This window comes from Kitasatospora sp. NPDC059795 (assembly GCF_042732175.1).
In the GTDB taxonomy this organism is placed as follows: Bacteria; Actinomycetota; Actinomycetes; order Streptomycetales; family Streptomycetaceae; genus Kitasatospora.
The window spans coordinates 397798-416472 of record NZ_JBHWID010000001.1 but is presented as its reverse complement, the minus strand read 5'-3'; the positions used below and the strand labels follow the sequence as shown (position 1 = coordinate 416472).

Genomic DNA, 18675 nt, shown 5'->3' with positions numbered 1-18675 from the left:
CGTGGCCTCCGGTCAGTCCGAGGTCGAGGCGCCGGACCGGGACCGGCTGATGATGAACCCGGCGGCCACGTTGACCAGCAGGGTGATGGCGAACAGCACCAGTCCGGCGGCCATCAGTGCGGACAGCGAGAGGCTGTCGGACTCGCTGAAGCGCAGCGCGATCAGCGAGGAGATCGAGTTGCCGCCGTTCTCCAGGACGTGCCAGGAGAGCCGGAACACCGGCGAGATGATCAGTGCGACGGCGATGGTCTCGCCCATCGCGCGGCCGAAGCCGAGCATCACGGCGCCGATCACGCCGCCGCGTCCGAACGGCAGCACGACGGTGCGGACCATGCCCCAGCGGGTGGAGCCGAGCGCGTACGCGCCCTCGCGTTCGCCGGCGGGGGCCTGCGAGAACACCTCGCGGCTGAGCGAGGTGATGATCGGGATGATCATCAGGGAGACCACGGTGCCGGCGATGAACGTGGACGAGGTGTAGGAGGTGGCGATGTCGCCGGTGCGGACCTCCAGGAAGGGCAGCGCGCCGCCGACGTGGACGGCCAGCCAGCGGCAGAAGCCGACGATCCGCGGCTGCAGGAAGAACAGGCCCCACAGGCCGTAGACGATGCTGGGGATCGCGGCCATCAGGTCGACCAGCGAGATCAGCGTGGGCCGCAGCCGGACGGGCGCGTACTCGGAGATGAACAGCGCGGCGGTGAGCGCGACCGGCACCGCGATGCACAGCGCGATGACGGCGATCAGGATGCCGTCGGGCAGCACCGCGGCGATGCCGAAGGAGTGTGCGGCGGTGCGCCAGCGCTGCTCGGTGAGGAAGGACCAGCCGACGGCGTCGAACGCCTCGGTGCCGCGCAGCAGCAGGAAGAACGCGATCAGGCCCATCAGCGCGAACACGGACAGGCCGGCGGCGCGCAGCAGGCCGCGGAAGGCCCGGTCGGCGGGCGAGGCGGGGGCGCTGATCGGTCGGGGCCGGTCGGCTTCGGGTGGTGGGACGCGGGTTTCCGTCGGCTGGACGGCGGCGGTCATGGTGTCAACTCTCCGCGCGGTGAGGGTTCCTGGGGTGGTCGAGGGTGGCCGGGCGGGCGCGCAGGGGCGCCCGCCCGGCGGGTGCGGTCAGCCGTTGCGGCGCAGCAGGCGGTCGCGGAGGCGGCCGGTGCGACGGCGGAGTTCGGCGCCGGCGGGGGTGCCGCCGAGGAGCAGGGCGGCGGGTCCGCCGACCAGCAGGACGGCTCCGGTGGCGAGGATGACGGGCAGCAGCAGGCGGGCGAGGCCGGCCCGGTCGGCGGCGGCCTGGCCGACGGCGGTGGCGCCGAGGGTGGGCGAGGCGCTGCCGCTGGGCTTGGCCCCGCCGCCGGCGCTGTTGTCGCCGGGGGCGTTGTCCCCGGCGGGGGCGTCGGCGGGGTTGCCGAGTGCGCCGGCGCCGGGGTTGCCGGCACCGCCGCCGTTTCCGCTGCCGCCGCCGGAGTTGCCGCCGTTGCCGTCGCCGCTGCCGTTGCCGGGTGCGGTCTGGTTGCCGGGCAGGGCGCTGTCCTGGGCGGCGACGTGTCCGGCCGCGGTCTTCGCCGCCGCGATCTGACCTGTCGTCAGTCCGCCGAATCCGACGGCGAGTTGGCCGGGCTGACGGCCGTAGATCTGCCCCTTGGCGGGGTCGGTGACGGTCCGGACGAAGCGGGCGATGGCGGCGGCCTTGTCCGGGGAGACGCCCTGGGTGGGCAGCATGGCGTACTGGACCATGGTCAGCGGGTACGCCTTGGCGTCCTTGGCGTATGCCGAGTCGGCGTCGCCGTACGGGAGTTGCTGGGTGCCGGTGGCGGCGTCGACGGGCATGTCGGCGGCGGCGGCCTGCATGGAGGCGATCGTCGGGGTGGTGAATCCGCCTGCGGGGTTGGGCAGTTGGGCTTCGGGCAGGCTCATCGCCTGGGCCTGGCCGGCGTCCATGACGGCGAACAGGGCGCGCTTGCCGTTGTCCTGGCTGATGCACTTGGCGTGCTGGCCCTGGACTTCGTCGGGGTTCAGGCAGGACGGCCGGACCTCAAGGGTCATTCGCAGGACCTGGCCGAGGCCGCCGAGCACCGGGTTCCACTCGTACTGCTTCCAGTTGGGGCGGCTCGGCGGGCCGGTGAAGTCCTGCGGCTGGAAGGCGTCGACGGGGAAGCCGGGGTAGCTGGAGCGCAGGTACTTGGCGTCGATGTGCATGCCCCACGGGTCGGCGGCGCCCTGGAGGAACTGGGCGGCGTCGGGGTCGGCGGCGATCCAGGTGGTGAGGCGGGTGACCAGGTCGGTGGTGCCGCCGACGACGATCGGGGCGGTGGCGGCGAAGGTGCCGCCGGCCAGGCAGCCGGGCCAGGTCGGGCCGTTGTCGCCGCTGGGGTTGAGCTGGAGGAACTCGGGGTCGGCGAACAGGCAGACCGGGTTGCCCTTGACGCTGTCGGTCTCGTCGCCGGCGTCGAGCCGGTAGCTCTGCGTCAGCATCTTGGCGAGCAGCCGCTGGTTGAGTTTCAGGGTGCGGATCTGCCGGTGGCTGGCGCCGTCGTCGACCAGGAAGACCACGGAGACGGCGCTGTTGGCGAGCGGCGCGTACGTGTACGGGCGGGCCGGCGGGTCGCGGTCGGGCACCGAGGTGAGTGCGATGTCGCCGCCGGCGCGGCGCAGGAACGCCGAGCGGGCCTGCGGTTCGCCGCCGCCGGAGGTGTACTGCACGGTCAGCGGGTCGTTGCCGCCCTGGCACAGGCCGGTGCGCCACTGCTGGACGGCGCGGTCGGCCATCTCCAGGCCGATCGCGGAGAAGTCGGCGTTCTTGGCGGCGCAGGCCGCCGGGGTGGGGCCGAAGTTGAGCGGCACGGTGACGTGGTTGGCCCAGGCGCAGGCCTCGCCGCTGGCGTAGCGCTTGCCGCCGGTGTTCTCGACCGCGACGACGTTGTCGCTGGCGGTGTTGAACAGGCCGTCGGAGTCGCCGGAGTGGTCGTCGCAGTTGATCTCGCCGGCCGGCCACTGGTAGGCGCCGACGGAGTCGCCGCCGTAGTTCGCCTCGATCACCAGCGAGCACTTGTGGGCGGGGTCGCAGCCGAGGGTCTGGCTCTGCTGCGCGGTCCACACCTCGATGTCGGCCTCGCCGCTCCCGTCGGGGCGGGTCGCGGCGATCGCCATGTTCGACGGGAACTCGGGCGTGGTGGTGCCGGGCGCGGGGAACGGCTGCAGGAAGCCCTTGGCCGGGTCGGCGTTGTACAGGCTGGAGCCGTAGCAGTCGGTGATCTGCGGCTTCTCGCCGCGGCACTGGTAGATCCGCACCGGGTAGCGGGCGACCTTGTCGAAGCCGGAGTTCCCGTGCGGGTTGAGCACCACGGGGACGGGCTGGAAGTCGGCGTCCACGGTCGGCGTGAACCCGCTCCAGGTGACGTGCAGCACCTGGTTGCCGAGGCCGCCGGTCGGTGTGACGGTGACGGATCCGGCGGGGCCGGTGGTCCAGGTCAGCGGGTCCCAGCGGGCGGGCCCGGGCACGGTGGTGCCGGCGGCGGCCTGCGCGGGCTGGACGCCCGTCCCGCCGAGCGGCAGCAGCACGGCGGCCGCACCGAGCGCCCACGTCAGGACGGCCGCCAGCCAGGCCTGCAACGGTCGTGATCGGGTTCTGGGCCCTGACGGGCGGACTCTCATCGGCGAAGCACCTCCGGCGACGGCGCACCGGAGCAGGCACGCACGGATGACAGGGAGCGGAGCGACGGCGTTCGACGCCTCCGACGATATTCGGCCAGTGACGTCTGTCCGGGTGCTGTCCACCAGATGTACGAGGCCCCAATTAGTGCTCGAATCAAGGGAACTGACGTGTCGTCAGCGTCCGAAAACGCGCGCACCGCCCGACCGGACGGGTCGGGCGGTGCGGGTGTGGCGCACGGTGCTGCTGTGACGGCTCGTCAGGAAGCCGGGGTGTAGGACACGGTGAAGGTGCCGACGCTCTGGCCCGCGGTGAAGAACGAGGTGCGCAGCTTGCTGTCGAGGAACTGCGCGCCGGCCGGGTCGAGCGTCAGCGAGGCGGCGTTCAGGTTCTGGGTGGCGCCGGTGCGGGTGACCACGGTCTCGCCGGCCGGGGCGAACAGCGCGACGGGGGTGGTGGAGCCGTCCGGGACGCCGGTGACCTGGTAGCTGTCCGAGGAGAACGACAGCTGGCGGAAGGCGACGGCACTGCCGGTGCGGGCGTCGACGAACAGCAGGCCGCCGCCGAACTGGACGCTGCCCCAGAACTCGGCGATGTTGCCGGATCCGCCGGTGACGGGGAAGCTCGCCGACAGGCCGGTGCTCGGGTCGTAGCCGGCGGTCGCGGTGGGCAGCGGGACGGCCACGATGCCGGCCTGGGCGGCCTGCTGGAAGAACGCGTTGCTCTCGTGGATCACCGCGTTGCCGGCGGCCGGCGCGGCCGAGGCGGTGGTCGCCGAGGCGACGCTGGCGACGAGGGCGAGGCCGGCGGCGGCGGCGGCGATCCGGGCGTACGTGCGGGACATCGTGGCTCCTTCAAACTGGGTGCGGGGTTCTTCGCGGTGCGGCTTGCTCGCGGTGCGGCTTGCTCGCGGTGCGGCTTGCTCGCGAGGCGGGGTGCTCGCGAGGCGGGGTGCTCGCGAGGCGGGGTGCAGGGTGCGTCGTGCACGGCGGGTCGGCCGTTACGGGGCCGCCGCCCGTCCCGCGTGGCTGCGGGACGGGCGGCGGGGGTGGCAGGTGGTGCCGGGGTGGCGGGGTGTCAGTGGATGATGACGCCGCAGCCGGTGGCCGGCAGGTTCAGGAAGCCGTAGCTGGCGATGTCGTTGCGACCGGCGGTGGAGCAGATCCAGCCGCCGTTGCTGAAGATGGCGCGCAGCGCGGTGCCCTGGGTGGTGGTGGCGGTGTAGTCGGCGTCGCGGACCACGTTGAACAGCACGCGGCCGTAGCTGCCGCCGGCGAACGCCGGGTTCAGGGTGTTGGTGGCGGTCAGCGGCGTGACGCCGTTGATGTTGCGCAGGGTCAGCTGGCCGGGGGCGTCGGTGGCGGTGGTGTGGCCGTTCAGCTGGCCCACGTAGTGGCCGACCGAGTACGGGAAGATCGCGTCGAGGTTGCCCGTGAACGCGGAGTCGGTGCCCTCGTTCTCCTCGGGGCCGCTGACGACACAGTTGCCCGGGGTGATGTTGCCGAGGGCCTGAAGGAAGAACGAGCGGGTGCCGGAGCCGCTCTGCGGCAGGTACGCCTTGATGGTGCCGGCGGTGCCGCCGAACTGCGACCAGTCGGTCTTGGCACAGGTGTAGATGTCGACCAGGTTCGCGGTGGTCAGGTTGGCCGGGGCGTGGCCGTTGACCGTGGCGGACCAGGTGACCGCGTCCTTCGCGAAGGCGATGAAGTCCAGGGTGGACGGGTCGGTGGCCTGGGCGGCGCGGGAGGAACGGGCGAAGTCCAGGGTGGCGTTGGTGTTGGCGGCAAGCGCGCTGATGCCGGCGCCGGAGCCGTTCGGGCGGGCGATCGTGGCGCCACCGGTCTTCGGGGTGATCGGGCTGGTGCCGGTGGCGTCCCAGCTGTACAGGCGCGGCGTGGTGGTGTCGGTGGCCGGGATCGTCGCGTTGTAGTCGGCCGAGAACTTGGTGAACAGCGCCTGCGTGGTGTCCGAGCCCACGCCCACGATGTCCTTCGCGGCGGGGGTCACGGTCGGGTCGGCGCTGGCCGGAACGGCGGCGACGGTGGTCAGGGCGGCCGTGATGGCAACGGCCGCGAGCGCCTTGGCAGCGGTGTGACGCATGGTCCTCTTCCTCCGAGGGGGATCGTGCCTCGCTGGACCGGACCTGGCGGGGTCCGGTGCCGGAGAGCTCCGCGGCTTCCCGGCGGGAGTGATCCTCGTCGTCCCGCACCGCCGCCCGGAAGCCTCTCCCGGGCGGCCCGCCCCGTCGGCCGCGCTCCGGCTTCCGCATCAACTCCGCTGGTGGGGGCGACGATTGGCGGTCCTTCACCGGACCTCCCCGGCATGGACACGTTCTTCTCCAGGTGTGCCCACGGGGGTACCTCGGCCATCTCCGCTTCACCCCAGCACCACCGACCCCGGCCGGACGTGCACGAACCCCTCGGGCGACGGTCCCGCACCTCTCGACGAGCCCGACTCACCAGGGGTTCCCGGCCGTTCGGCGCATCCGCTGGACGTGCTCGACGCCCTGCAGGAAGCCGGTGACGCTCTGCCGGCACTGGTCGCGCCGCAGATAGCCGCGGGCGCTGCGGGCCACCGGCTCGCCGCCGCCCGCACCCGCCCGGGTGGACCGGGCCGGCAGGTACGCGGTCCACGTCCACTGCCGGTCCTCGCGCTGGCTCAGCACGAACCGCAGGGCGGCCCGCTCGGCAAGCAACTCGGCGACCCCGGAGGCCAGTTCGCGGTCCGTCCGGTAGCCGCGGACGGCCGCGGCCAGCCGCCGCCCGTTCGCGGCGACCAGCGACCATCCCGCCCGGCCGTCCGCGCCGCGCACCGGCACCAGCCGCGGGCCGCGCCCCGACTCCGCCCTCTGCCGCGGCCCGTCCCCCCGCCCCGGCCCGTCCCCGCTCACCGTCCGCCCCCGGGCGTACCGCCGGGCACCGCCGCCTCCGCCATCCGGGCCAGCAGCGCCGCGAACCGGCGGAACGCGTTCTGGCACGTCGCGTAACGCTCGTACGCCCGACTCGACGTGACCAGCGGATTGCCGCGCGCCCCGGGCACCACCCAGGTCCAGCCCGGCCCGCCCCGCACATGGGTGATCCGCGCCACCAACGCCGGCCCCAGGGCGACGAGTTCGGCGAAAGCCCGCTCGGCGTCCGCGGCGGAGTCGTAGACGGACGAGGAGACCGCCACCACCCGCCCGTTCAGCGCCTTCAGCTGCCACTGGAACCGCCCGTTCGACGCCCGTTCCGTGAACAGACCCTCCCCGCGCACCGCCCGCCACCCCCCGGATCTCCGCCGGCCCGAGGCCCGTCCTCGGCCGCAGCACCGCATGGCGAACGATCCGGCTTCGACACGAACCGGACGCACATCGTCACGCTGCGAACGCTATGTGTGCACAGACAATGTCCGGAAGCGGAATGCCTCCCGAGCTGTCTCTGTTCGCCCCGAAGTTCTCCCTTGTTAATGCGTTGCCCATCCCCGCACCAACGCCGCGCCCGACGGCACCGCCGACCAGGCCGCCACCCGCGCCGCCCGCACGGCCCATCGTGGTGCCGGTGCCATCGTCCCCATCGCCGCCCGTCCTCTTCTCGGCCAGCCACCGGCCCGCCCAGGACTCTGCTGCCCGCCCCTGCCCCGGCCGCAGATGTCGAACGGCCATCCCCCGGACACCCGATGTGCCGATCGGCACACCCGCCGCCGCCCCCACGGCCCCTAGGGTGATCACATGAACGGGGACCTGGGGGCAGCCACGCGCACACGTGAGCGCCCCACCATGCCGAATCGACCGACGCCAGGCCCGCCCGAGGCAGCGTCATGAACGCCGAACTCGCCCGGGCCGCAGCCCGGTTACCCGCGTCGCCACCTGTGCTCGGCTCCACCGCCGAACCGGCCGACCCACGCTTCCGGACAGCCCCGTGAGCACCGAACTCGCCTGGGCCGCAGCCGGGTTGCTCGTCCCCGCCGCCGTCGTCGGGTGGACGCTGTGCCGTCCCCGGCGGGCCGGAGCTGTCGCTGCGCTGTCGATCGTGCTCAGCTGCGCCGCCGGGTGGGCCGGGCCGTACCGGGGCGGGGCGCCGGTGGTGGGGCTGGCCGGGGTGGTCGAACTCGGCGTGCTGCTGGGCCTGGTGGCCCTCGCGGCCCGGAACGGCCGGGGGTGGGCGGTGGCGTGGCCGGCGCCGGCCGTGCTGGGGTGGCCGATGCGGTTCGTCGGGTTCGAGCCGCCGCTGCTCGGCTTCGGTGCCGTCGCCGTTGCCGTCGCCTGCGCCGTCGGTGGGTACCTGCGCGCGCTCGACCGTCAACGCGAGCTCGCCGTGGCCGCCGCCCGGCACGCCCAGCGGCTCGAACTCGCCCACGACCTGCACGACTTCGTCGCCCACGACGTCAGCGGCATGGTCGCCCTGGCGCAGGCCGGAGGCGTGTTGGCCGACCGGTCGCCGGAGCGGGCGGCCGAGCTGTTCGGCCGGATCGAGCAGGCCGGGCAGCAGGCTCTCTCCTCCCTCGACCGGACCGTCGACCTGCTGCGCACCCCCGATCGGCAGGCCGCCCGCGCCCCGCACGACAGCCTCGCCGAACTCCCCGAGCTGGCCCGACGGTTCACCGCCACCGGCGGTCCGGCCGTCCAACTCGCGCTCGCCCCGGGCCCGGTGGGACGCGAGTGTGCCGCGACCGTCCACCGGATCGCCGTCGAGGCGCTCACCAACGTCCGCCGCCACGCCCCCACCGCGCGCGCCGTCCGGATCGAACTCGCCCACCGGGCCGACGAATTGCGGCTGATCGTGCACAACGACGGCCCGCCCGCCACCCGCCGGACCAGGCCGCGTGGCGGTCACGGCCTGGCCGGTCTCGCCGCCCGGGTCGAGGCCCTCGGCGGTGCCTTCCACGCCGGGCCCGTCCCGGACGGCTGGCAGCTCACCGCCACCTTCCCCCGCACCCCCACCCCCACCCCCACCCCGACCTCGGAGACCCCGTGACCATCCGGATCCTGCTCGCCGACGACCACGAGGACATCCGCAGCGCGTACCGGATCATCCTCGACGCCCAGCCGGACATGCAGGTCGTCGCCGACGCCCCCGACGGCCGCACCGCGCTCCAACTCGCCCGCCGGATACGGCCGGACGTCGTCCTCGCGGACATCCGCATGCCGCACCTGGACGGCCTCGACCTGACCCGGCAGCTGGCCGGACCGGACGTCGCCGACCCGATCCGGGTGGTCGTGGTGACCACCTTCGACCTCGACGAGTACGTCCACACGGCGCTCAGCAACGGCGCCACCGGGTTCCTCCTCAAGCGCTCCGGCCCGGCCCTGCTCGCCGAGGCGGTCCGGGCGGCGATGGCCGGCGACACCCTGATCAGCCCGCAGTTGACGATCCGCCTGCTGCGGCACTTCGCCCCGCCGGTGCCGTCCCAGCAGGCCCCTCGCGAGTCGCTCAGCCCGCGCGAGCGGCAGATCGCCGTGCTGGTCGCGGACGGCGCCACCAACGCGGAGATCGCCGCCGAGCTGTTCCTCTCCCCCGGCACCGTCAAGAACCACCTGGCGAACATCCAGCGCAAGCTGGGCGCCCGCAACCGCGTCGGCGTCGCCGCCTGGTCGCTGGCGCACGGCCGCCAGCTCACCTGACCGGTGCGGTCAGTGGAACAGCTTTCGGCCGGCCGGGGTGAGCGCCCAGTCGCCGAGCAGGTTCTCGCCGATCCGCACCGCGTAGAGCACGCCGCCCGCCCCGAAGTGGAACGCGCCGATGGGCGCGTCGCGCTCCTCGCCCGTGTAGCAGAGGGTCTTCGGGGCGTCCGGCGCCGGGTCGCCGTACACCACCGACGGCGGCCCGAACTCGCCCAGCACGTCCGCGAGTCGGCGCTTGTCCTCGGCCCAGTCGAGGACCCGGTCGAGCAGTTCCCGCAGTTCCTCCTCGCCCAGCGCCCGGTCCAGCCGCAGCCAGCCCCGCCGGTGGGCGTCCTCGCCGTACTGGGAGGCGACCAGCGGCGGGTCCGCCTCGGCGAAGCTGTCGCGCAGCAGGGCCGAGACGGTGCGGGTGGTGGTGTCGGGGATCCACGCCGTGCCGCGCGCATCGTCCGGTTCGGTGGCGGCCAGCGCGTTCAGCAGCTCGACCACGGCCGCGGTGCCGCCGAGGAGTTCGGGCTGCCGGACGGCCTCGTTGAGGCTGTCGAGCAGCTCGGACCGCCGGTCGGTCGGGGCGTCGGGGGTCGGCCGCTCGGTGTCGGCGTGGGTGACGGTACTCATGGGGTCCAGTGTGCCCGCCCGTCGCTCATTCGACGGCAACGGGGCAGCTCATCCGCCTGCGGTGGTCCAGTTCCCGTTCGGGGCCGGTGAGTTCGAGCGCCACGGTGTGGCGCACGTCCGCGCTGGACGCGGCGAGTCGCAGCCGCAGCTCGCCGGGCTCGACGATCCGCCGCCCGTCGGGGCCGGTGAACGAGGCCAGGTCGGCGTGGAAGCGGAAACGGACCCGACGGCTCTCGCCGGGGGCGAGCGGGACGCGGGCGTAGCCGATCAGCCGGGCGTCGGGCCGGGTGGTGCGGGCGACGGGGTCGTGCAGGTACAGCTGGACGGTCTCGATGCCGAAGCGCCCGCCGCTGTTGCGGACCGTCACCTCCACCTCCGTGCCACCGTCGGTGGGGAGTCGGTGCCTCGGGTCGGGTCCTGGCGTCCACTCGAAGGCGGTGTAGGACAGGCCGTGGCCGAACGGGTGCAGCGGTGTCGGGTCGAGGTTGCTGACCCCGTTGGCGAGGCCGAGCGGCGGCTGCAGGTACGTCCAGGGCTGGCCGCCGGGGTCGCGCGGGATGCTGACGGGCAGCCGTCCGGACGGGTCGGCCGCGCCGGCCAGGACGGCGGCGAGGGCCGGCCCGCCCTCCTCGCCGGGGAAGAACGCCTGCACGGCGGCGGCGCAGCGCCCGTCCCAGCGGCCGAGCGCGTACGGGCGGCCGGTGAGCAGGACCAGCACCACGGGGGTGCCGGTGGCGAGCAGCGCGTCGATCAGTTCGCCCTGGACGCCGGGGAGTCGGAGGTCGGGGGCGTCGCAGCCCTCGCCGGAGGTGCCGCGTCCGAACAGCCCGGCGCGGTCGCCGAGGACGGCGATGCACAGTTCGGCACCGGCGGCGGCCCGCACGGCCTCGTCGAACCCGGCCCGATCGTCGCCGTCCACCTCGCATCCGGCGGCGAACTCGATCTCCGCGTCGGGGAGTTGATCGCGCAGTGCGTCGAGGACGGTGGGGATGGCGAGGCCGAGCGGGACGTCGGGGTGGTGGGTGCCGACGTGGCTCGGGAAGGAGTAGCAGCCGAGCATCGCGAACGGGTCGTGGGCGCGCGGCCCGACCACGGCGATCCGCCGGGCGCCGGGGGCGATCGGCAGCGTGCCGGCGGGGTTGGCGAGCAGCACGACGGACTGTTCGGCGATCCGGCGGGCGAGGGCGCGGTTGGCGGGCGGGTCGAGGTCGATGCTGCCGCGGACGTCGTCGGGTGCGGTGTCGGGGCCGCAGTCGGCGGGCAGCGCGGGCGGCAGCGGGCTCCAGCCGGGGTCGAGCAGGCCGAGCCGGCACTTCTGCAGCAGGACGCGGCGCAGCGCGCGGTCGACCAGCCGTTCGGGGATGCGGCCGTCGCGGACGGCTTCGACGAGGCGGTCGCCGTAGGCGCGGACGGTGGGGAGTTCGACGTCCACGCCGGCGGTGAGGGCGAGGCGGGCGGAGTCGGCGCGGTCGGCGGCGACCCGGTGCAGGGTCTCCAGGAAGCCGATGCCGAAGTAGTCGGCGACCACGGTGCCGGTGAACTGCCAGGTGTCGCGCAGCAGTTCGGTGAGCAGGGCGGGGTCGGCGGCGACCGGCAGGCCGTCGATCTCGGCGTAGGAGTGCATGACGGAGTCGGCGCCGCCTTCGTGCACGGCCATCTCGAACGGCGGCAGCAGGACGTCGCCGAGTTCGCGGGCTCCGGCCCGGACGGGGGCGAGGTTGCGGGCGCCGGCGGAGGCGGAGTAGCCGACGAAGTGTTTGAGGGTGGCGACCACGCCGGCGGAGCGCAGTCCGCGGACGTAGGCGGTGCCGATGGTGGAGACCAGGTAGGGGTCTTCGCCGATGGTCTCCTCGACGCGTCCCCAGCGCAGGTCGCGGGCGACGTCGAGGACGGGGGCGAGGCCCTGGTGGATGCCCATCGAGCGCAGGTCGCGGCCGATCGCCCGGGCCATGTCGGCGATCAGTTCGGGGGCGAAGGTGGCGCCCCAGGCGAGCGGCACGGGGTAGGCGGTGGCGCCCCAGGTGGTGAAGCCGGCCAGGCACTCCTCGTGGGCGACGGCGGGGATGCCGAACCGTCCGGCGGCGGTGAGCTGCTGCTGGGCGCGGGCGAGGGCGAGCGCGCCGACGGCGGGGTCGACGGGGGCGGTGCCGAAGGAGCGGGTGAGCTGGCCGAGACCGTGGACGGAAAGCGCTTTCAGGTCGACCGGGTCGCACATCTCGTTCTGGTGCGGGGCGACGCCGTCGCCGCTCGCGTCGGCGCCGACCCAGACGCCGTACAGCTGGGCGGTCTTCTCCTCCAGGGTCATCCGGGCGATCAGGTCCTCGACCCTCAGGTGCGGATCCTGCGCGGGGTCGCGCCAGGGGTCGGCCGGGTGCGGATCGGTGGCGGCCGGTGCGGGCTGGGTCGTCATCGGACGTCTGGTGTCCTTCCGCTGCTGGGTGGTTGACGCTCTCGCGGGTGGCTCCGGAGGGCCCGGCCCTTGACGGCGCCGGGGGCTCAGGCTCTGGCGGCACCGGGGGCTCAGGCTCTGGCGGCACCGGGGGCTCTGGCGGTGCCGGGGGGCTCAGCCCTTGACCGCGCCGGCCATGCCGCCGACGATGCGGCGCTCGGCGAACACGAAGAAGCCGAGGGCGGGCAGCATCGACAGGGCGGTGTAGGCGAGGATGCCGGCGGTGTCCTGCGAGTACTGGGACTGGAAGGAGGCGACGCCGAGCGGCAGGGTGAAGTGCGACTGCTCGTTGAAGACCAGCATGGGCAGTTGGTAGCCGTTCCAGGAGCCGAGGAAGGCGAGCACGGCGACGGTGACCAGGGCGGGCCGGGCCAGCGGCAGCGTGATCCGCCACAGGAAGCCGAGCCGGGAGCAGCCGTCCACTGCGGCGGCGTCCTCCAGTTCCCCGGGGATCGCGGCCATGAACGGCCGCAGGATGACGATCGTCACCGGCAGCCCGAACGCCGCCTCGGCCAGCGCCACGCCCAACCAGCTCTCCAGCAGGTGGAGTTGGCGCAGCAGCAGGTAGACCGGCAGCGAGGCGACGCCGAGCGGGAAGAGCAGTCCGGCGGTGAACAGGGTGTGGATGCCCTCCCGACCGCGGAAGCGGTAGCGGGCCAGCGCGTAGGCGGCGGCCGCGCCGAGTCCGCAGGTGAGCACGGTGACGGTGACGGCGATCAGGGCGCTGTTTCCCATCAGCCGCCAGAACATCGAAGAGCCCAGCACCTTGCGGTAGTTGTCGATCACCCAGGGGTGCGGCAGGCCGGTCGGGTCGGCGTTCAGCTGCGCGTTGGTGCGGAAGCCGCCGAGCACCACGAAGGCGATCGGCGCCAGCGTCACGCCGGTCACCAGCAGGGCGGCCAGGTAGCGACCGGGGACGGCCAACCGGTCTGCCGTCACCGCCCGTCGGTCTGTGGCGGCGGGCATCAGTCCACCCTTCCGGTGAGCGCGCCGTAGGTGTCGCGGCGCAGCGCGAACCGCTGGTAGGCGAGTGCGAAGGCGAAGCAGACCGCGAACAGCACCACGGCGACGGCGCTGCCGTAGCCGAACTGGTAGCGGCGGAAGCCGCGGTCGATGACGTAGGTGGCCATGGTGGCGGAGGAGCCGGCGGGGCCGCCGAGCGTCATGATCCAGACCAGTTCGAAGAGTTGCAGTGAGCCGATCACCGACAGGAAGATCCAGATCCGGACGGTCGGGCCGAGCAGCGGCAGCACCACCTTGCGGGTGGTCTGCCAGGCGGAAGCGCCGTCCAGGGCGGCGGCTTCGCGCAACTCCGTTGGCACGCCCTGGAGTCCGGCGAGGAAGAGGATGATGCCGAAGCCGAGGTACTTCCAGGTGGAGACCGCGAACAGGGTGTAGAGCACCAGGTCGGGGTCGGCCAGCCACTGGTGGACGAGGGAGTCGAGGCCGATCGAGCGCAGGGCCCGGTCGACGGCGCCGCCGGGCTGGAGCATCACCAGCCAGGCCACGGCGGTGATCGCCTCGGAGAGCACGTACGGGGTGAAGGCGATCAGTCGCAGCAGGGCCCGGCCGCGCAGGCGGCCGTTGAGCAGCAGAGCGAGGGCGACGGTGAGCGGCAGTTGGACCGCCACGGACAGCGCGGCGAAGACCAGGTTGTGCCGGACGGCGCCCTGGAACACCGGATCGGCCAGCGCCTTGCGGTAGTTGGCGAGTCCGACCATCCTGCTGGGCGGGCCGAAGCCGTTCCAGTCGAAGAAGCTGTAGTAGACGGCGGCGGCGATCGACACCAGCACGAACAGCGCGAGCAGGGCGAGCGCGGGGCCGAGCAGCAGGGCGAGTTCGGCCCGGGTGCGGGTGCGGGTGCTGGTGCGCCGCCGGGCGGGGCGGCCGCGGGACGGGGTGGCGGAGCGGGCCGGGGCGGCGGCCCGCTCCTCGACGGGGCTCATCCTCAGCCCGCCGCGTTCACCGCGCGGGCCACCGAGCCGGCGTCGCCCTTGCCCGCGAACAGGTCCGCTGCCGCGTCGTTGAGGGCCTGGCCGACGGCGGTGGGCAGCGCGACGTCGAAGTACACCTGGATGTAGCTCGCTCGGGCGTTGTAGTCGAAGATCTGCTTGACCACGGGGTCCTTGATGGCGGCGACGGCCGCCGGGTTGACCGGGATGGTCGCCGCGCCGGAGTTGACCAGTTCGGTCTGCACCTCGGCGCCAGTCAGGTACTTGAGCACCTGCGCGCAGTCGGCGGCGCGCTTGACGGTGCAGGAGAAGCCGTCGCCTCCGCCGAGTGCGACGGTCGGGTCGCCGGCCGCGCCGGTGACCGCCGGGAACGGGAACCAGCCCAGCTGGTCCTTGTAGGACGGGTCGGCGGCCAGGCCCTGCATGACGCTCGGGTTCCAGTCGCCCTGGAGTTCCATCGCGGCCTGTCCGGCGGCGACCAGGCCGGCCGAACTGCCGCTGCCCTGCTGGGCGGGGGTGCCGTTGAAGCCGTCCTGGAACGGCTTCAGGGCGATCAGGTCGAGCACGTCCTGCCCGGCCCTGGTGAAGCACGGGTCGGTGAACTTGGCTGCTTTCACCGAGGACTTGAGGGTGTCGACGGCGCATTCGCGGACGGCGAAGTAGTCGTAGTAGAAGGCGTCCGGCCAGCGGTCCTTGCCGCCGAGCGCGATCGGGGTGCTGCCCGCGGCCTTCAGTTTGCCGATGTCGACCTTCAACTCGTCGATGGTGGCGGGCGGTTGGGTGATGCCGGCGTTGCCGAACAGGTCCTTGCGGTACCAGAAGCCGACCACGTGCGAGTCGTAGGGGACGCCGAGCTGCCTGCCGTCGGCGGCCCAGCCCTGGGCGGCCGGGCCGAGGTCCTTGATCCAGTCGGCGGTGAGCGATGTCAGGTCGGCGACCCGGCCGGACTGCGCCTGGGTGGCGAGCAGGCCGCCGCCCTGGTTGAAGTAGATGTCCGGCGGGTTGTCGGACTGCAGGGCCAGCGGGACCTTGGTGGGGAACTGCTCGTTCTGGAGCGGCACCACGTCGAGCTTCGAACCGGCGTGCGCCTGCCGGTAGTTGGCGGCCGCGTGGTCCCACACGGTCTTCAGCGGGTCCTGGGTGCCGTTGTGCCACCAGGTCAGCGCACCGCCGCCGCTCCCCGAACCGCCACTGCCGCAGGCGGTGAGCAGGGCGAACGCGGTGGCGGCGGCCAGCGCGGCCGCGGGCAGGCGTCTGCGAACGAACATGGTGCGGGCCTCCTGGGGCAGGGAGCAGCTCGAAAGTTTCGGGAACGGCGGCGCGGATGGTGCCGGGCACGGTGCACTCAACGCCGGGGCGGCGGCGCTGAGCTGCGGAGCAGCCCGTCACGCGGAGGTGCGGCCGGGGACGATCGAGCGGGTCGAATGTTTCGCGCTCTGCTCGAATATTGCGAGGAAGCTACGGCGGCCGGACGGGCGAGTCAAGACCTCCGACCGAACCGGGCCACCGTTCGCACACCACCCCGCCCGGTCCGCCGGGAGCGCTACTATCCGTGCTATGAGCGCCGCTGAACTCGAACCCGACCCCGCGCCGACCCTGTCGGAGATCGCCCGGGCGGCCGGCGTCTCGGCGCCGACAGTTTCGAAAGTCCTGAACGGACGGGCCGACGTCGCGCCCGCCACCCGCGCCAAGGTCGAGGAGATCCTGCGCCGCACCGGCTACCAGCGCCGCCGCACCACCGCCCCGCCGTCCCGACTGCTCGACCTGGTCTTCCACCAGCTCGACAGCGCCTGGGCGGTGGAGGTGATCCGCGGCGTGGAGAACGTCGCCCGCGACGAGGGCCTCAGCATCGTGCTGTCCGAGTCCGCCGGACGGCTCACCCCCGGCCAGACCTGGGTGGACGGCGTCCTCGCCCGCCGCCCCGCCGGAGTGGTGCTCGTGCTGTCCGACCTGGACGCCGCCCAGCGCGACCAACTCACCAGCCGCGACATCCCGTTCGTCGTCCTCGACCCGGCCGGCGACCCCGCCGACGGGGTGCCCGCCGTCGGCACCGGCAACTGGCAGGGCGGCCTCGCCGCCACCCGCCACCTGCTCGACCTCGGCCACCGCCGGATCGCGATGATCTCCGGCCCGGCCGGCATGATGTGCAGCCGCGCCCGGGTCGACGGCTACCGCACCGCGCTGGAGACCGCCCGGCTGCCGGTCGACCCCGAACTGGTCCACGCGGGCGACTTCCACCACGAGGCCGGGTACGCCGCCGCCCGCACCCTGCTGACCCGCGACGACCCGCCCACCGCGATCTTCGCCGGTAACGACCTGCAGGCGCTCGGCGTGTACGAGGCCGCCCGCGAACTCGGCCTGCGGGTGCCCGAGGACCTCTCGGTGGTCGGCTTCGACGACCTGCCGCTGGCCCGCTGGGTCGGCCCGCCGCTGACCACCGTCCGGCAGCCGCTGGTCGAGATGGCCGAGACCGCCGCCCGCCTCGCCGTCGGGCTCGGCCGCGGCGAACGCCCCGCCGCCACCCGCATCGACCTCGCCACCAGCCTGGTCGTCCGCGCCTCCACCGCGCCGCCGCCCGTCCTCCCGTGATCACCAACTGCCGTGTTCCGCCGATCCGTTGACGGCGGTTCCCGGCTCCCCTACCGTCGTCCGGGACCTCGCCGGAACATTCGCCCCTCACTCGAAACTTTCGAAGCGCTCCTCCCCCGCTCCCCGGTGGCCGGGCACACCCGCCCTGCACCACGCCCGGCCACCGGCACCACCCGTCGACCTCGCGATCAACGCGCAGTCAGCGCCGGACCACCTTGCGTCGATTGACCGGATCGTTGTACGAGGACGATTTCCGACATCCCGTCACATACGCAATCAGGTTGCCCGTGACCGGAGTTGACTTGTGTGAACAGTGTGGAGAAATTGGTGCCGCCTCGGGCCTTCCGCGGCGTGTCTCCGAACCCGTGCGCCAGTGAGTGAGTAGCTACATGCGCCACCCCAGAGGCTTCCGCGCCGCCGCCGTGACGGCCGCCGTCGGTCTGATGTCCGTGCCCGCCGTCTACACGGCCTTCGCGGCGAACGGCACCACCTACACCGTGAACCTGCACCAGGCCAAGGACCTGCCGATCACCGCGGCGGCGTTCGGCGGTCACGGCGCCTGCGCCACCGTCCCGAAGAACCAGGACGGTTGGCACTTCGTCCTCTCCGGCAACAGCACCGACTTCGTCAAGCTCACCGTCACCTTCGAGCCCGGCGGCCAGAAGGTCGTCACCGACTTCGGCCCGCCCAGCAGCAAGCACGCCTATGTCGGCTCGGCCAAGGGCGCCAAGCTCACCTCGGCGGTCGCCGAGGTCCGCGGCGACGACGTCAACAAGCTCAACTTCAACCTCGGCGGCACCTGCCCCGCCACCGGGACCACCCCCTCGCCGTCACCCACCCCGAGCAGCAGCCCCTCACCGTCGCCGTCACCGTCACCGAGCACGTCGGCCAGCCCGTCGCCGTCGCCGTCGCCGTCGCCCAGCGCGTCCGAGAGCCCGTCGGAGTCTCCCTCGCCCAGCGGCTCCCCCACCGAGTCGCCGTCCGAATCGCCGTCGCCCAGCACCTCGCCCTCGGAGTCGCCGTCGCCGTCGCCGTCCCCGTCGGCCGAGCCCAGCACCAGCCCCTCACCGTCGCCGTCACCCTCGCCGTCGACCGACCCGACCGAGAACCCCTCCCCCGAGCCGAGCACCGGCCCCTCGGAGTCCCCGTCCGGAACCCCGGGCCCGACCGCGGACACCTCGGAGCCGGGAACCACCGCCACCCCGACGGACGACAGCCTCGCCTTCACCGGCACTGACGTCCTCGGCACCACCGCCGCCGGCCTCACCCTGATCGGCGCCGGCAGCGCCCTGCTGCTCCGCCGCCGCAAGGGCACCCACCGCTAGCGCAACCCCCTTACCCGCAACGCGAGTTCACCGGTCAGAGCCGCATGAGCCCGGCGGCGGTCGGCCGGAATCCGCACCGGCCGTAGAAGTCCTCCGAGTGCGGCTCGTAGTCGACGTGCAGCCACTCGGCACCGTGCGCCCTCGCCTCGGCGGCAGCCGCCCGCACCAGCCGCACCCCGAGCCCCCGCCGGCGCTCGTCCGGATGCACCGTCGTGTCCAGGATGAACGCGTGCACACCACCGTCACCCGCGACGTTGACGAACCCGACCAGCCGCCCACCCCGCCGCGCCGCAACCCAGGTCGGACTGCGCGCCAGCACCGGCACGAACGAACTCGGCCGGTGCTCCGGCCACGACGCGCCGAACAACTCGTTGAGCTCGGCATCCGTCAGACCGGGTCGCACCGCCAACACCGCATCGCCGGCCTGCGCCGAATCACTGATCGCCATGCCGAGCAGCCTGCCACGCACGCACGGCCGTGATCGCCGCTTCTGCCCG

The 18675-nt window shown here is 73.5% G+C and carries 16 protein-coding genes; 4 read left to right on the top strand and 12 right to left on the bottom strand.

Features of this window, described 5'->3' with window-relative positions:
• Positions 1–12: 12 nt before the first annotated feature.
• The 6 genes from pstC to ACFV4P_RS01935 all read right to left on the bottom strand — a co-directional run bounded on the left by pstC (position 13) and on the right by ACFV4P_RS01935 (position 6898).
• Positions 13–1023, bottom strand: a complete 1011-nt coding sequence (pstC, locus tag ACFV4P_RS01960) for a phosphate ABC transporter permease subunit PstC (protein ID WP_380466260.1) — start codon at positions 1021–1023, stop codon at positions 13–15.
• Positions 1024–1110: 87 nt separating this feature from the next.
• A complete protein-coding gene (locus ACFV4P_RS01955; RefSeq protein WP_380466258.1) occupies positions 1111–3606 on the bottom strand; it encodes a hypothetical protein in 2496 nt (831 codons plus the stop codon).
• Between the two features lie 299 nt (positions 3607–3905).
• On the bottom strand, positions 3906–4490 hold the full coding sequence (locus ACFV4P_RS01950) for a hypothetical protein (protein ID WP_380466256.1): 585 nt from the start codon (positions 4488–4490) through the stop codon (positions 3906–3908).
• A 233-nt stretch (positions 4491–4723) separates the two neighbouring features.
• Positions 4724–5746, bottom strand: a complete 1023-nt coding sequence (locus ACFV4P_RS01945) for a PstS family phosphate ABC transporter substrate-binding protein (protein WP_380466254.1) — start codon at positions 5744–5746, stop codon at positions 4724–4726.
• A 355-nt stretch (positions 5747–6101) separates the two neighbouring features.
• Entirely contained in the window at positions 6102–6458 is a 357-nt protein-coding gene (locus ACFV4P_RS01940) for a hypothetical protein (RefSeq protein WP_380466252.1), read from the bottom strand.
• A 74-nt stretch (positions 6459–6532) separates the two neighbouring features.
• On the bottom strand, positions 6533–6898 hold the full coding sequence (locus ACFV4P_RS01935; protein ID WP_073809859.1) for a DUF1508 domain-containing protein: 366 nt from the start codon (positions 6896–6898) through the stop codon (positions 6533–6535).
• 644 nt (positions 6899–7542) lie between these two features.
• On the opposite strand from ACFV4P_RS01935, the gene ACFV4P_RS01930 reads away from it, so the two are divergent.
• Both ACFV4P_RS01930 and ACFV4P_RS01925 read left to right on the top strand, forming a co-directional pair.
• A complete protein-coding gene (locus ACFV4P_RS01930; protein WP_380466250.1) occupies positions 7543–8598 on the top strand; it encodes a sensor histidine kinase in 1056 nt (351 codons plus the stop codon).
• Positions 8595–9245 (top strand): response regulator, encoded by a 651-nt coding sequence (locus ACFV4P_RS01925; RefSeq protein WP_380466248.1) that lies wholly within the window; start codon positions 8595–8597, stop codon positions 9243–9245. The genes ACFV4P_RS01930 and ACFV4P_RS01925 overlap by 4 nt, the downstream gene beginning before the upstream one ends.
• 9 nt (positions 9246–9254) lie before the next feature.
• On the opposite strand, the gene ACFV4P_RS01920 is transcribed toward ACFV4P_RS01925, so the two are convergent.
• The 5 genes from ACFV4P_RS01920 to ACFV4P_RS01900 all read right to left on the bottom strand — a co-directional run bounded on the left by ACFV4P_RS01920 (position 9255) and on the right by ACFV4P_RS01900 (position 15532).
• Positions 9255–9863, bottom strand: coding sequence for a hypothetical protein (locus ACFV4P_RS01920; RefSeq protein ID WP_380466246.1), 609 nt, complete (start codon positions 9861–9863; stop codon positions 9255–9257).
• 25 nt (positions 9864–9888) lie between these two features.
• Complete coding sequence (locus ACFV4P_RS01915) at positions 9889–12273, bottom strand: glycoside hydrolase family 3 N-terminal domain-containing protein (protein WP_380466244.1); 2385 nt, start codon at positions 12271–12273, stop codon at positions 9889–9891.
• 153 nt (positions 12274–12426) lie between these two features.
• A complete protein-coding gene (locus tag ACFV4P_RS01910; RefSeq protein WP_380466242.1) occupies positions 12427–13278 on the bottom strand; it encodes a carbohydrate ABC transporter permease in 852 nt (283 codons plus the stop codon).
• Entirely contained in the window at positions 13278–14258 is a 981-nt protein-coding gene (locus tag ACFV4P_RS01905) for a carbohydrate ABC transporter permease (protein WP_380466240.1), read from the bottom strand. The genes ACFV4P_RS01910 and ACFV4P_RS01905 overlap by 1 nt, the downstream gene beginning before the upstream one ends.
• A 2-nt stretch (positions 14259–14260) precedes the next feature.
• Positions 14261–15532, bottom strand: a complete 1272-nt coding sequence (locus ACFV4P_RS01900; protein ID WP_380466238.1) for an extracellular solute-binding protein — start codon at positions 15530–15532, stop codon at positions 14261–14263.
• Positions 15533–15821: 289 nt separating this feature from the next.
• Between ACFV4P_RS01900 and ACFV4P_RS01895 the strand changes: the two genes are divergently transcribed.
• Positions 15822–16853 (top strand): LacI family DNA-binding transcriptional regulator, encoded by a 1032-nt coding sequence (locus tag ACFV4P_RS01895; RefSeq protein ID WP_380466236.1) that lies wholly within the window; start codon positions 15822–15824, stop codon positions 16851–16853.
• 389 nt (positions 16854–17242) lie between these two features.
• Positions 17243–18178 (top strand): hypothetical protein, encoded by a 936-nt coding sequence (locus ACFV4P_RS01890; RefSeq protein ID WP_380466234.1) that lies wholly within the window; start codon positions 17243–17245, stop codon positions 18176–18178.
• Positions 18179–18212: 34 nt separating this feature from the next.
• On the opposite strand, the gene ACFV4P_RS01885 is transcribed toward ACFV4P_RS01890, so the two are convergent.
• Entirely contained in the window at positions 18213–18626 is a 414-nt protein-coding gene (locus ACFV4P_RS01885; protein ID WP_380466232.1) for a GNAT family N-acetyltransferase, read from the bottom strand.
• Between the last annotated feature and the right edge of the window lie 49 nt (positions 18627–18675).

Excerpts from the sequence above, each read along its gene's own strand:
- pstC (WP_380466260.1), bottom strand. The coding sequence starts at position 1,023 with ATGACCGCCGCCGTCCAGCCGACGGAAACCCGCGTCCCACCACCCGAA.
- ACFV4P_RS01950 (WP_380466256.1), bottom strand. The coding sequence starts at position 4,490 with ATGTCCCGCACGTACGCCCGGATCGCCGCCGCCGCCGCCGGCCTCGCC.
- ACFV4P_RS01945 (WP_380466254.1), bottom strand. The coding sequence starts at position 5,746 with ATGCGTCACACCGCTGCCAAGGCGCTCGCGGCCGTTGCCATCACGGCC.
- ACFV4P_RS01920 (WP_380466246.1), bottom strand. The coding sequence starts at position 9,863 with ATGAGTACCGTCACCCACGCCGACACCGAGCGGCCGACCCCCGACGCC.
- ACFV4P_RS01915 (WP_380466244.1), bottom strand. The coding sequence starts at position 12,273 with ATGACGACCCAGCCCGCACCGGCCGCCACCGATCCGCACCCGGCCGAC.
- ACFV4P_RS01910 (WP_380466242.1), bottom strand. The coding sequence starts at position 13,278 with ATGCCCGCCGCCACAGACCGACGGGCGGTGACGGCAGACCGGTTGGCC.
- ACFV4P_RS01905 (WP_380466240.1), bottom strand. The coding sequence starts at position 14,258 with ATGAGCCCCGTCGAGGAGCGGGCCGCCGCCCCGGCCCGCTCCGCCACC.
- ACFV4P_RS01900 (WP_380466238.1), bottom strand. The coding sequence starts at position 15,532 with ATGTTCGTTCGCAGACGCCTGCCCGCGGCCGCGCTGGCCGCCGCCACC.
- ACFV4P_RS01895 (WP_380466236.1), top strand. The coding sequence starts at position 15,822 with ATGAGCGCCGCTGAACTCGAACCCGACCCCGCGCCGACCCTGTCGGAG.
- ACFV4P_RS01890 (WP_380466234.1), top strand. The coding sequence starts at position 17,243 with ATGCGCCACCCCAGAGGCTTCCGCGCCGCCGCCGTGACGGCCGCCGTC.
- ACFV4P_RS01885 (WP_380466232.1), bottom strand. The coding sequence starts at position 18,626 with ATGGCGATCAGTGATTCGGCGCAGGCCGGCGATGCGGTGTTGGCGGTG.